Source organism: Rhizobium sp. GCM10022189, from assembly GCF_042656325.1.
Taxonomy (GTDB): domain Bacteria; phylum Pseudomonadota; class Alphaproteobacteria; order Rhizobiales; family Rhizobiaceae; genus Rhizobium.
In genome coordinates this window covers 1-12,960 of the sequence record NZ_JBHSOR010000006.1, presented here as the reverse complement: position 1 = coordinate 12,960, position 12,960 = coordinate 1, and the positions used below count along the sequence as shown (strand labels likewise).

The following is a 12,960-nucleotide window of genomic DNA, read 5'->3' as shown; positions in this document are numbered from 1 at the left end:
GCGCCGAGAAGAACTCCGCGCAGTCCCGGAGCGGCCTGGCCGCATGGACATTCAGATCGCATGGATGCGCAAGTTACGCAAGTTAATTACGCATATTTCTCAAATTTGCGCAATTTGCGTAACGGTCTCGCCGCGCTGCAGGCTGACGCCGCATTCGATCTGCAGGGGCGTGGCGCCTTGATCCGCCAGACGCCGTTGCACGAGGCCGATCGCCTGCCGGGCCATTTCCGCACAATCGACACGCATCGTCGTCAGCCGCGGATGCATGAGCGCGGCATAGGGAAGGTCGTCGAAGCCGATGACGGAGACCTTCTCCGGCACGACGATGCCGGCTGCTTCCAGGGCATTCATCAGGCGGAAAGCGCCCATGTCGTTGGCGCAGAAAACGCTCGTCCAGCCGGATTGACCGCGCGAGCGCCTTTCCACCTCGGCCAGCAATTCCGCATCCGTGCCGCCGGCAACGCTGATGGCCGTGCAGACAGCGTCGGGGCAGGTTTCCAGCGCCGAATAGAAACCGCGGCGGCGCTGGGTGGTCGTCCAGCGCGTATGATCGTGAATATAAAGCAAGTTCCGGTGCCCCGCCTGCAGCAGGGTGCGGCCCGCCAATTCGGCGCCGAAGAAATTGTTCGGGGCCACGCAGTCAAAACGCATGGCGGGATCGTAACCGTTTACCAGCACGGCATGGTGCCTGCCGTCGAGGAAATGCGCCGCAAGGTTTTCCGAAAGGTCGATGCCGACGAAGATCGTCATGTTCGCCTCTTCGTTTTCCTGGTCGCGCAGCATGCGCTCCGGGCCGAGGGCGGTTTCGTCCACCATGCGGATGGAGAGCGTGAAGCCGCTTTCTCTGGCGCTGCCCTTCAGGCCGGCAATGACGGCTTCGTAGAAAGGCGCGAGGCCGCCTGTGGCAAGGCTCCCGGTCACATAGGCCCGCAAGTGGCGCGCCTGCGCCGCCGGCTGGCGGCCGCGCCCGAGATAACCGGCATCCTCCGCCAGTTTGCGGATTTGCAGACGGCGCTCGTCGCTGATGCCGCGCGCATCGGAAAGTGCGCGCGAAACCGTGCTGACGGAAACGCCTGCCGCCTTCGCAATCGCGATCTGGTTCGCGTCGGGCTTACCTGACTTCTTCAATCCCTGTCCTCCTGAACCCTCCGATCATTCGAGGATTCCTGCGACAAATCCACCCTTTGCCACCGGATTTCAACGGCTCTTCGCAGCTTATCGCAACGCAAGAGGGGAGGTTTCGCGCAATCAAATTTGCACAAAGCCGAAATTTGCGCAATTGACAACGCAAATTGCGCATGCAGAATTGCGTCCCTGTGGAAAGCCGGTCTTGCTGCGCACCTGTCGCTCGCGGATTGGCGCCGTCGATTCGGGAGGAGAGGTTCCATGACAAACGACATGAAACGCGAATTCATTCAGGCGATGATCAGCCGCCGTCAGCTTCTGCAGGCCGCCGGCGCCGGTGCCGCGGCTGCGGCCATGTCGGGCCTCGGCTCGGCGGCGAGCGCACAGGAGAAGGTGGAACTGACGATCTGGGCCTGGACGCCCAATACGCAGAGCGAGATCGACCTCTTCACCAAGGCCTTTCCCAATATCAGCGTCAAGCTCGAGAATGCCGGCCAGGGGCCGGATGAATATGTGAAGCTGCGCAACGCCATCCAGGCCGGCAGCGGCCTGCCGGATGTCGGCCAGGTCGAATTCACCAATATTGCGGGCTTCCGCCAGCTGCAGGCGCTGCTCGACATGGGCCAGCACGGCGCCAACGAGGTCAAGGATAAGTTCATCGACTGGACCTGGGCTTCTGCTTCGGATGGCGATGCCGTCTACGGTATTCCGTGGGATTCCGGCCCGATGGGCATCCTCTACCGTGCCGACGTGCTTGACCAGCACAAGATCGCCGTTCCAAAGACCTGGGCGGAATTTTCGGCCAATTCCAAGGCGCTCTCGAAGGCGGCGCCCGGCACCTACCTTACCAATTTCGGCGGTACGGCCGACGGCGGCTGGGTGATTGCGCTTCTTGCACAGGCCGGCTGGAAGCCTTTCGAACTCAAGGGCACGGATCTCAAGCTGAACCTCAACGATGCGGTCGCCAAGAAATGGGCGGTCTTCTGGCAGGACCTGATCGATGCCGATGCCGTCGGCGTCAAGACGCCGGTCTGGACGACCGACTGGTTCACCGGGCTCGACGAAGGCACCTATGCCTCGTGGATGACCGGTGCCTGGGGCGCCGTCTTCATTCCGCAGTTTGCCAAGAAGAGCAACGGCCACTGGCGCGCGGCACCCCTGCCGCAGTGGGAAGAGGGCAAATACGTCTCCGCCAATCTCGGCGGCTCCACATTCGCCGTCTTCAACACGACGAAGCATCCGAAGGAAGCCACGCAGCTTGCCGTCTTCCTCGGCAGCAATCCGGACGTGGCGCGCATGTGGACGACCAAGCAGTTCCTCTTCCCGGTTCTGAAGGAGCTTGCCTCCGATCAGGAGCTGATGGGCCACAAATACGACCTCTATGGCGGCCAGGCCGTCAACGAGATCTTTGCCGAAAGCGCCAAACACGTCGATTCTTCGTTCCAGTATGCGCCGTTCCAGGATTATCTCGCCGCCCAGGTGCAGCAGGAATTCTCGGCCTCCATCGGCGGCAAGGGCTCGCTCAGCGATGCCTTCGACCGCCTGCAGGAAGGGGTCAGCGCCTATTGCGCCGATCAGGGCTACACCGTCTCCCAAGGATGAGCCGCACGGGTGCGGGATTTTCCTCCCGCATCCCTTTTTCGCATGACGCGCCATGCCGGCGCATTTCGCATCGAACTGCCGGAGACGGATAGATGGCCGGTCTGAAAAGCCGCAAGCGGCGATACCGGGTGAGCAAGGGAATTGCGCCCTATCTCTTCCTCGCGCCCTTCGCGCTGCTTTTCATCGCCTTCCTGATCGCGCCGATGGCCTATGCCTTCACGCTGGCGATCTACAAGACGACTGTGGTTGCCGGCACAAAATTCGTCGGCGCGGAGAATTTCGTGCGCGCGCTCGGCGATCCGAAGTTCTGGCAGGGCGTTGCCGTGCTGGTGAAGTTCGCGCTGATCCAGATCCCCGGCATGGTCGCCGCGGCCCTCATCATCGCGCTCATTCTCGACAGCGGCACGGTTTATGCGAAGAGCTTCTTCCGCGTCAGCTTCTTCATTCCCTATGCCGTGCCGGCGGTGATCGCGACGCTGATCTGGGGTTATCTCTACGGCCCGTCGTTCGGACCCTTTACCCAGCTCGCCACGGCCCTTGGCCTGCCGGCTCCGAATTTCCTCGGGCCGAGCACGATCCTGCCGTCGATCGCCAATATCGCGAACTGGGAATATACCGGCTACCAGATGATTATCTACTACGCCGCCCTGCAGGCCATCCCGGCCGATCTCGAAGAGGCGGCCTCCATGGACGGGGCGAACGGCTTTACCTATGCGATGCGAGTGAAACTGCCGCTGATCGCGCCGATGGTCGTCGTCACCATCATCTTCTCGATCATCGGTTCGCTGCAGCTCTTCTCCGAGCCCTACCTGCTGCGCAACCTGGCGCCGACAATGATCAACAATGCCTATACGCCGAACTACTACGCCTACACGCTCGCCTTCACCAACCAGCAGTACAATTATTCGGCTGCGGTCTCCTTCGTGCTCGGCGGCGTGACGGCGGTGATCTCCTATGCCTTCATGCTGATCGTCAACCGCGGAGGCCGCAAATGACCATCGTCGGCAAATCGAAGCGCTCTTCCGCCTTTCGCCGCAACCGCTGGACGCTGACGGCGATCCTCGCCGTGATCTGGCTCTATACGGCGCTGCCGCTGTTTTACGTGCTCGTCTCGGCGTCGAAATCGAACAACGATCTCTTCACCAGCTTCGGCCTCTGGTTTTCAGGCGATTTCCGGCTGTTCGAGAATATCGGCCAGGTCTTTTCCTACCAGGACGGCATCTTCTCGCGCTGGCTGCTCAATACCGTCTTCTACGCGACGGTTGCCGGGGTCGGCGCGGCGCTGTTTTCAACCATGGCCGGTTATGCGCTGGCAAAATATGATTTTCGCGGCAAGCGGCTGATCTTCGCAATCATCCTCGGCGCGGTCATGATCCCGCAGACGGCGCTCGTCGTGCCGCTCTTCCTGCTGATGTCGAAGGTCGGCATGGTCAATACGCCCTGGGCGGTCATCCTGCCGTCGCTCGTCTATCCGCCGGGCGTCTTCCTGATGCGGGTCTATGCCGACGACGCCATTCCGAACGAGCTGATCGATGCCGGCCGCGTCGACGGTGCCGGGGAATTCCATATCTTCTCGGCGCTGACGCTCAGGCTTCTGATGCCGGGCTTCGCAACCGTGCTGATCCTCTCCTTCGTCGCAACCTGGAACAATTACTTCCTGCCGCTGGTGGTGCTGAGTTCGGCGGAATATTTCCCGGTCACGGTCGGTCTGGCGCAATGGTATGCGACAGCCACCGTCGGCTCTGGCGGCGGGGCCGCCCTCTTCACGCTGGTGCTCGCCGGTGCGCTCATCAGCATCGTTCCCGTCATCGTCGCATTCATCGTCATGCAACGCTTCTGGCAAGGCGGCCTCGGTGCCGGCGGCGTCAAGGCGTGAGGAGACCGGCACATGGCCGTCATTGAACTTCGCAAGATCCGCAAATCCTTCGGTGCACTCGACATCATCGGCGGACTGGACCTCCATATAGAAGACGGCGAATTCGTCGTTTTCGTCGGTCCGTCGGGCAGCGGCAAGTCAACGCTGCTGCGCCTCGTCGCCGGTCTGGAGGAGGCCACCTCCGGCCAAATCCTGATCGACGGCGAGGATGTTACGGAGCTCGGCCCGGCAGACCGCAGCCTGTCCATGGTCTTCCAGTCCTATGCTCTCTATCCGCACAAGACGGTGCGCGCCAATATGGCCTTCGGGCTGGAGGTGGCGCGCACGCCCAAGGCGGAGATCGAGCGGCGCGTGCAGGCGGCGGCGGCATCGCTCAGGCTCGGACCTTACCTTGACCGAAAGCCGAAGGAGCTTTCCGGCGGCCAGCGGCAGCGTGTGGCGATCGGCCGCGCGATCGTGCGCGATCCCGTCGCCTTCCTGTTCGACGAGCCGTTGTCGAACCTCGACGCGGCGCTGCGGGCGGAAATGCGCATCGAGATCGCCAAGCTGCACCAGCGGCTGAAGGCGACGATGATCTATGTGACCCATGACCAGGTCGAGGCGATGACGCTTGCCGACAAGATCGTGGTCCTGAAGGATGGCGAAATCCAGCAGATCGGCTCGCCGATCGACCTCTACGAAAAGCCGGCGAATCTTTTTGTCGCGCAATTCCTCGGTTCGCCGAAAATGAATGTGTTTGATGCGGAGGCCGTCCCCGGCGGGCTGCGTGTGGCCGGTACGGGACGTCTCGATCTCGCCGCGCCGCCGGCCACTGCCGTCAAACTCGGTGTACGACCGGAAGACATTGCCGTTGCGGCTCCCGGTCAGGGCAATCTCGATGGCAAGGTGGATGTCGTGGAAAGGCTGGGTTCGGATACCTATGCCTATGTGGCGCTTTGCGACGGTGCGCTGGTGACCGTGCGGCTTGCAGGAAATGCCCGGCTATCGGTCGGCGAGACGATCAGCCTGCGGTTCGACAGCAGCGAACTGCATCTTTTCGACGGGGTCGGCGACGCCATCGCCTTGTAAACCAGCGCATCCTGTATGCAAGGTATTCCTAATCTTCTTCTTTTTGCAAATATGTAACCGAGATAACTTTTTACTGACGTGTAACTTGGCTAAGGTCCGTGCATCTGTGGCTTGCAAAAGGTGAGATGTATGGCAGGTGAAACCGTACTGGTCGTCGGCGGCGCTGGTTATATCGGCTCGCATACGTGTCTCGATCTGGCGAACAAGGGCTACAAGCCTGTCGTCTTCGACAATTTTTCCAACGGTCATCGCGAATTCGTCAAATGGGGGCCGGCGGAAGAGGGCGATATTCGCGATCGCGCCCGGCTCGACGAAGTGCTGGCAAAACACAAGCCGTCCGCGATCCTGCATTTTGCGGCGCTGATCGAGGTGGGCGAATCGGTGAAAGATCCGGTCGCCTTTTACGACAACAATGTCATCGGCACCCTGACGCTGCTGTCGGCGGCGCAGGCGGCGGGCATCGATGCCTTCGTCTTCTCGTCCACCTGCGCGACCTACGGCCTGCCGCAGAGCGTGCCGCTTGACGAGACGCACCGCCAGGTGCCGATCAATCCCTACGGCCGTACCAAATATATCGTCGAGCAGGCGCTTGCCGACTACGACCAGTACAAGAATTTCCGTTCGGTCGTACTGCGTTACTTCAATGCCGCCGGCGCCGATTTCGAAGGCCGTATCGGCGAGTGGCACCAGCCGGAAACGCACGCGATCCCGCTGGCGATCGACGCGGCTCTCGGCCGCCGTCAGGGCTTCAAGGTCTTCGGCAGCGATTACGAAACGCGCGACGGCACTTGTGTGCGCGATTACATCCATGTTCTCGATCTCGCCGACGCCCATGTGCGCGCCGTCCAATATCTGCTCGATGGCGGCTCATCGGTCGCGCTCAATCTCGGCACCGGCACCGGCACGACGGTGAAGGAACTGCTCGGCGCTATCGAGGATGTCTCCAGCAAGCCCTTCCCGGTCGAGTATATCGGTCGTCGCGAAGGCGATTCGCACACGCTGGTCGCCAATAACGACAGGGCACGGGACGTGCTGGGGTGGGTGCCCCAATACGACCTCTCGCAGATCATTCAGTCGGCCTGGAACTGGCATGCGAGATCGAACCACCACTGAATGCCGGCGAAAGCCCAACGTTCTCATCGTCACTGCCGATCAATGGCGTGGCGATTGCCTGTCTTCGGTGGGGCACGCCTGCGTCAGGACGCCGAATGTCGATGCCCTGGCGAAAGAAGGCACGCTCTTCCGACGGCACTATGCCGGTGCTGCGCCCTGTTCGCCGGCGCGCGCCACGCTTTATACCGGTCTCTATCAGATGAACCACCGGGTCTGCCGCAACGGCTCGCCGCTCGACCGGCGGTTCGACAATCTGGCGCTGGCGGCACGGCGGGCAGGTTACGATCCGACGCTGTTCGGCTACACGGATACGGCGCCCGATCCGCGTGATATGGATGCCAACGATCCGCATCTGACGACCTATGAGGGCGTGTTGCCGGGTTTTTCGGTTCGCCAGCTGCTGCCGGAGCATGAGAGGCAGTGGCTTTCCTGGTTGCGTTCGCGTGGCCGTGCCGATGCCGTCAGCCGCGACGTTCACATTCCCGTCGGCAGCGCGGCGGGAGAAATCTCCAATGCGGCACCCGCCTATTCGCGCGACGAGACGCAGACCGCCTTTCTGACCGGCGAGTTCGTTCGCTGGATGGGCGAGCAGGATGCGCCCTGGTTTGCTCATCTTTCCTTCCTGCGGCCGCATCCGCCCTTTTCGGTGCCGGAGCCGTTCAACCGCATGTTCAAACCGGGTGAAGGCCCGGCCTTTGCGCGCGCAGCGGATCGCGAAACGGAGCAGCAGGGCCATCCCTACCTCGCCTATGCCATGGCGCGTGCCGGCAAGAGCGGCTTCATCCACGGGGCGGAAGGGCCGCTCAGCGATTGGAATAGCGCCGATTTCGACGCCATCCGATCAATCTACTACGGCATGATCGCCGAAGTGGACGATCAGCTCGGCCGGATCTGGCGGGCGCTCAAAGATGCCGGCGAATGGGACAATACGATCGTCGTCTTCACGTCAGATCATGCTGAGATGGCAGGCGACCACTGGACGCTCGGCAAGGGCGGCTATTTCGACGGCAGCTATCATATTCCGCTCGTTATCCGCGATCCCGCCGCAGCTTTCGCCGGCCGTACGGTCGATCGTTTTACCAGCGCTGCGGATCTGTTCCCGACCCTCTGCGAGCGGCTCGGCATTGCGCCTGCCAATGGCGTCGACGGCCGTTCGCTGGCCCCCTTCCTCAATGGCGACAGGGCACAAGGCTGGAGGGACGCGGCTTTCTGGGAGTTCGACTTCCGCGACATAGCCGGGGGCGAGGCGGAGCGGCATTTCGGCCTTCGGCCGAACGAACTCAATCTTGCCGTCATACGCGACGAAAGGTTCAAATATGTGCATTTCGCTGCGCTGCCGGCGCTGCTCTTCGACCTGTCGGAGGATCCGATGGAGCTGCGCAATCTAGCCGAAGATCCGGCCTATGCCGGCGTGCGGCTTGGCTATGCCGAACGGCTGCTGTCGCTGCGGGCGCGCCACCTCGACCAGACGCTCGCCTATACCGAACTGACGGAGAGAGGGCCGGTGACGTACCGGCCCTGACCGTGGTCAGAAATTTCCGAGGAAATCCCGCTTGCCGACCGGCGCGCCCTGGTTGCGCAGGATCGCGTGCGCGGTCGTCACATGGAAATAGAAGTTCGGCAATGCGAAGAGGGCAACATATTCGATGCCGGGAACGACCGAGCCGTTGCGGCCCGGTATGGTGATTTCCCTGACGTCGCTGCCTTCGAGCGCTTCCTGCGAGAAGCTTGCGAGATAGGCCTCGGTCTTGGCCATGCGTTCGCGCAGGTCGGCAATCGTCGTCTCGTTGTCCTCGAATTTCGGCGCTTCGCTCGCCGTCAGGCGGGCGAGCGCAAACTTGGCGCTGTCGCTGGCGCGCTGGTACTGGCCGGAAAGCGGCAGCATGTCCGGGGCGAGGCGGGCATTTATCAGGATGGTCGGATCGATCTTCTTTTCCTCGGCATAGGCTTGCGCCTTGTCGAGATAGGTCTTCAGGCTGGCAATGCCGCGCTGGAACATCGGCACGGTGAGGCGATACATCGAAATGGACATTTGTCCTGTCTCCAAAATCCAAAAAGAACAGCCTGTGTGCGCAGGCTGTTCGGGGCTCCGACTAGATGGGGATCTCTACGGTTTTCACAAGAAGCGGCTGTGACAGTTGCGCGGCTATTATGGCCGGATTGCCGCAGGCTGATCACGCATAATTCACCTCTGCAGGAGGCTGCCGGCTCCGCAACGTCAGCGGAAATCGGCAAAGAGGCTTGACGCCGTTTCGATAAAATGGAATGAATATTCCGCGAAACAAATTTTACGGTTTGTTTGTTCCGTTTTGACGGAGCCGCCACGGGAGAGGCGGCGCGGAATTGAGGTCTGCGGACGGATGTCTGGGACCCCGGCGTGAGGAGGGTGCAGCCGGGCACCGCTTTGTGGAGGAAATACAAATGAAGAAATTCATCCTGGGCACTGCGATGGCGCTCGTCATGTCGACGGCCGCGCACGCAGAAACCGTCGGCGTTTCGATGGCCAAGTTCGACGACAACTTCCTGACCGTTCTGCGCAACGGCATGCAGGACTATGCCAAGACGCTCAGCGGCGTCACGTTGCAGGTCGAAGACGCGCAGAACGACGTGTCGAAGCAGCAGAGCCAGATCCAGAATTTCATCGCATCCAAGGTCGATGCGATCATCGTCAACCCTGTCGATACGGACGCGACGGCTGCCATGTCGAAGATTGCCGCCGAAGCCGGCATTCCGCTCGTCTATGTCAACCGCGAGCCCGTGAACGTCGACAGTCTTCCGGACAAGCAGGCCTTCGTCGCTTCGAACGAACAGGAATCCGGCACGCTGGAAACCAAGGAAATTTGCCGCATTCTGGGCGGCAAGGGCAAGGCCGTTGTCATGATGGGCGAGCTTTCCAACCAGGCCGCCCGCATGCGCACGCAGGACGTCCATGACGTCGTCAAGACGGACGATTGCAAGGGCATCGAGATCGTCGAAGAGCAGACGGCCAACTGGGAGCGCACGCAGGGTGCCGACCTGATGACCAACTGGCTGTCGAGCGGCCTCGAGTTCAATGCCGTCATTTCCAACAATGACGAAATGGCGATCGGCGCCATCCAGGCGCTGAAGGCGGCCGGCAAGGACATGAAGGACTACGTGATCGGCGGTGTTGACGCCACGCAGGATGCGCTTGCCGCCATGCAGGCCGGCGATCTCGACGTGACGGTCTTCCAGGATGCTGCCGGCCAGGGCAAGGGCGCGCTGGATGCGGCCCTGAAGCTCGCCAAGGGCGAGAAGGTCGAGAAGAAGGTCTACATTCCCTTCCAGCTCGTCACCCCCGACAACGTCAAGGACTTCGTCGCCAAGAACTGAGACGCGCCGAGATGAAGCGGATGCGGGCGGGAAAGCCCGCATCCCCTACCTGTCCGTATCCGGAGGAAACCAGATGGCTGTCAGCCCGACCACCATGGCCGCGGTCCGCGCAAGCGGCGCAATCCCGAATGCGGAGTATCTCCTGACCGCCGAAGGCGTGCGCAAGGAGTTTCCGGGCGTCGTGGCACTCGACGACGTGCAGTTCCGGCTGAAGCGCGGCTCCGTGCATGCGCTGATGGGCGAGAACGGCGCCGGTAAATCCACGCTGATGAAGATTCTTGCCGGCATCTATACGCCCGACAAGGGCGACGTGCGGCTGAAGGGCGTCGAAATCCGCCTGCAGTCGCCGCTCGATGCACTGGAAAACGGGATTGCCATGATCCATCAGGAGCTGAACCTGATGCCCTTCATGACGGTGGCGGAAAATATCTGGATCCGGCGCGAGCCGAAGAACCGGCTGGGTTTCGTCGATCACGGCGCCATGTATCGCCAGACCGAGGAATTGTTTTCCCGGCTCAATATCGCCATCGATCCCGATGTCGAGGTTCGGTATCTGTCGGTCGCCAACCGGCAGATGGTCGAGATCGCCAAGGCGGTGTCCTACAATTCCGACGTGCTGATCATGGACGAGCCGACTTCGGCGCTGACGGAGCGCGAGGTGGAGCACCTCTTCCGCATCATCCGCGATTTGAGAGCCCAGGGCATCGGCATCGTCTACATCACGCACAAGATGAACGAGCTCTTCGAGATCGCCGACGAGTTCTCCGTTTTCCGTGACGGCAAATATATCGGCACCCACGCCTCTAGCGACGTTACCCGCGACGACATCATCCGCATGATGGTCGGCCGCGAGATCACCCAGATGTTCCCCAAGGAGGAAGTCCCGATCGGCGAGGTGGTGCTGTCGGTCAAGAACCTCAATCTCGACGGCGTCTTCCGCGACGTGTCCTTTGATGTCAGGTCGGGCGAAATCCTCGGCGTGGCGGGTCTTGTCGGCTCCGGCCGGTCGAATGTCGCCGAGACGCTGTTCGGCGTGACGCCGGCAAGCTCGGGCACGATCGAGCTATTCGGCAAACAGGTGGAGATTACCTCGCCGACGGTGGCGATCCGCAATCACATGGCGTTCCTCACGGAAGACCGCAAGGACACGGGCTGCCTGCTCATCCTCAACGTGCTCGAAAACATGCAGGTGGCCGTGCTGCACGACAAGTTCGTCAAGGGCGGCTTCGTGCAGGAGGGTGCCATCGAGGAGACCTGCGAGGACATGGCGCGCAAGCTTCGCGTCAAGACCCCGAACCTTTACGAGCGGGTCGAAAACCTCTCCGGCGGCAACCAGCAGAAGGTGCTGATCGGCCGCTGGCTGCTCACCAATCCGAAGATCCTGATCCTCGACGAGCCGACGCGCGGCATCGATGTCGGCGCCAAGGCGGAAATCCACCGGCTGGTCACGGAGATGGCGCGCAACGGTGTCGCCGTCATCATGATCTCCTCGGAAATGCCCGAGGTTCTCGGCATGAGCGACCGCATCATGGTGATGCATGAAGGGCGCGTCACCGGTTTTCTCAATCGCGACGAAGCAACGCAGATCAAGGTGATGGAGCTCGCCGCGCAGTGATTGCGCGCGATCGCGATCGCCAAAGGGAGGTTTGACATGACTATCAAGGCAGCAGAGGGCGCAGCGCCGCTTGCAACCCGGCCGAGACGGCGGCGCGTGCCGCCCGAACTCAACATCTTCCTCGTGCTGGTCGGCATCGCGCTGGTCTATGAAATCCTCGGCTGGATCTTCATCGGCCAGAGCTTCCTGTTCAATTCGCAGCGCCTGACGATCATGATCCTGCAGGTTGCCGTCATCGGCATCATCGCCGTCGGCGTCACCCAGGTCATCATCACGGGTGGTATCGACCTCTCCTCCGGTTCGGTCGTCGGTATGACCGCCATGATCGCAGCGAGTTTCGCCCAGGCCTCCACCTGGCCGCGCGCGCTCTATCCGGGGCTCACCGACCTGCCTTTCTTCATTCCGATCGGAATCGGCCTGCTGATCGGCCTTGCAGCCGGCTATATCAATGGCCAGCTGATCGCCAAAACGAAGATCCCGCCCTTCATCGCCACGCTCGGCATGATGGTGTCGGCGCGCGGTATCTCCAAATGGTACACGAAGGGCCAGCCGGTTTCTGGCCTGACCGATCAGTTCAATTTCATCGGCACGGGTATCTGGCCTGTTATCGTCTTCCTCGTCGTGGCACTGATCTTCCACATCGCGCTGCGCTATACGCGCTACGGCAAGTTCACCTATGCGATCGGTGCCAACGTGCAGGCGGCGCGCGTCTCGGGCATCAATATCGAGGCGCATCTCATCAAGGTCTACGCCATTGCCGGTCTCCTGGCGGGCCTCGCCGGCGTCGTCACGGCAGCGCGCGCCCAGACCGCGCAGGCCGGCATGGGCGTCATGTACGAACTCGATGCGATCGCCGCCACCGTTATCGGCGGCACCTCACTGACCGGAGGCGTCGGGCGGATTACCGGAACCGTTATCGGCACCGTCATTCTCGGCGTGATGACCTCGGGTTTCACCTTCCTGCGCGTTGATGCCTATTATCAGGAAATCGTCAAAGGCGTGATCATCGTCGCGGCCGTCGTGGTCGATGTCTACAGGCAGAAGAAGCGATCGAAACACTGATCCGCAAAGAAGGGGCTTCGGCCCCTTCAGACTGCTGACAAACCCCTGGCTTCGTTCAGGGGTTTGTGATTCATTGGGACATGTTGAAGAAACCCGCTCCTGAACAGACGGCGCTCGAGATGGTGACGCTCGATCAGCTGGTTCCGAA

11 protein-coding genes are annotated in these 12,960 nt (G+C 61.6%); 9 read left to right on the top strand and 2 right to left on the bottom strand.

All coding sequences use genetic code 11. The features are described 5' to 3' along the window. Window positions 1-99: 99 nt before the first annotated feature. Window positions 100-1,128, bottom strand: coding sequence for a LacI family DNA-binding transcriptional regulator (locus ACFPWW_RS06745; protein ID WP_377311117.1), 1,029 nt, complete (start codon window positions 1,126-1,128; stop codon window positions 100-102). A 258-nt stretch (window positions 1,129-1,386) separates the two neighbouring features. Between ACFPWW_RS06745 and ACFPWW_RS06740 the strand changes: the two genes are divergently transcribed. From ACFPWW_RS06740 to ACFPWW_RS06715, 6 genes are all read left to right on the top strand, one after another. Next, window positions 1,387-2,727 carry an ABC transporter substrate-binding protein gene (locus ACFPWW_RS06740; protein WP_113413206.1) on the top strand — a complete coding sequence of 447 codons (1,341 nt, stop codon included), beginning with the start codon at window positions 1,387-1,389 and terminating at the stop codon, window positions 2,725-2,727. A 92-nt stretch (window positions 2,728-2,819) separates the two neighbouring features. Continuing rightward, on the top strand, window positions 2,820-3,722 hold the full coding sequence (locus ACFPWW_RS06735; protein ID WP_112702724.1) for a carbohydrate ABC transporter permease: 903 nt from the start codon (window positions 2,820-2,822) through the stop codon (window positions 3,720-3,722). After that, window positions 3,719-4,603 (top strand): carbohydrate ABC transporter permease, encoded by an 885-nt coding sequence (locus ACFPWW_RS06730; protein ID WP_112562435.1) that lies wholly within the window; start codon window positions 3,719-3,721, stop codon window positions 4,601-4,603. Before ACFPWW_RS06735 ends, ACFPWW_RS06730 begins: the two co-directional genes overlap by 4 nt. A 12-nt stretch (window positions 4,604-4,615) precedes the next feature. Beyond that, complete coding sequence (locus ACFPWW_RS06725) at window positions 4,616-5,671, top strand: ABC transporter ATP-binding protein (protein ID WP_377311112.1); 1,056 nt, start codon at window positions 4,616-4,618, stop codon at window positions 5,669-5,671. A gap of 129 nt (window positions 5,672-5,800) precedes the next feature. Then, window positions 5,801-6,784 carry a UDP-glucose 4-epimerase GalE gene (gene galE, locus ACFPWW_RS06720; RefSeq protein WP_377311109.1) on the top strand — a complete coding sequence of 328 codons (984 nt, stop codon included), beginning with the start codon at window positions 5,801-5,803 and terminating at the stop codon, window positions 6,782-6,784. Continuing rightward, entirely contained in the window at window positions 6,762-8,306 is a 1,545-nt protein-coding gene (locus ACFPWW_RS06715; protein ID WP_377311107.1) for an alkaline phosphatase family protein, read from the top strand. The genes galE and ACFPWW_RS06715 overlap by 23 nt, the downstream gene beginning before the upstream one ends. Before the next feature lie 6 nt (window positions 8,307-8,312). On the opposite strand, the gene ACFPWW_RS06710 is transcribed toward ACFPWW_RS06715, so the two are convergent. Further along, window positions 8,313-8,816, bottom strand: coding sequence for a DUF1993 domain-containing protein (locus ACFPWW_RS06710; RefSeq protein ID WP_112562427.1), 504 nt, complete (start codon window positions 8,814-8,816; stop codon window positions 8,313-8,315). 389 nt (window positions 8,817-9,205) lie between these two features. On the opposite strand from ACFPWW_RS06710, the gene ACFPWW_RS06705 reads away from it, so the two are divergent. The 3 genes from ACFPWW_RS06705 to ACFPWW_RS06695 all read left to right on the top strand — a co-directional run bounded on the left by ACFPWW_RS06705 (window position 9,206) and on the right by ACFPWW_RS06695 (window position 12,812). Further along, entirely contained in the window at window positions 9,206-10,135 is a 930-nt protein-coding gene (locus ACFPWW_RS06705; protein ID WP_112562425.1) for a sugar ABC transporter substrate-binding protein, read from the top strand. 73 nt (window positions 10,136-10,208) lie between these two features. Beyond that, window positions 10,209-11,750 carry a sugar ABC transporter ATP-binding protein gene (locus tag ACFPWW_RS06700; protein ID WP_113413210.1) on the top strand — a complete coding sequence of 514 codons (1,542 nt, stop codon included), beginning with the start codon at window positions 10,209-10,211 and terminating at the stop codon, window positions 11,748-11,750. Window positions 11,751-11,786: 36 nt separating this feature from the next. Then, complete coding sequence (locus tag ACFPWW_RS06695) at window positions 11,787-12,812, top strand: ABC transporter permease (protein ID WP_112562421.1); 1,026 nt, start codon at window positions 11,787-11,789, stop codon at window positions 12,810-12,812. Window positions 12,813-12,960: the final 148 nt, after the last annotated feature.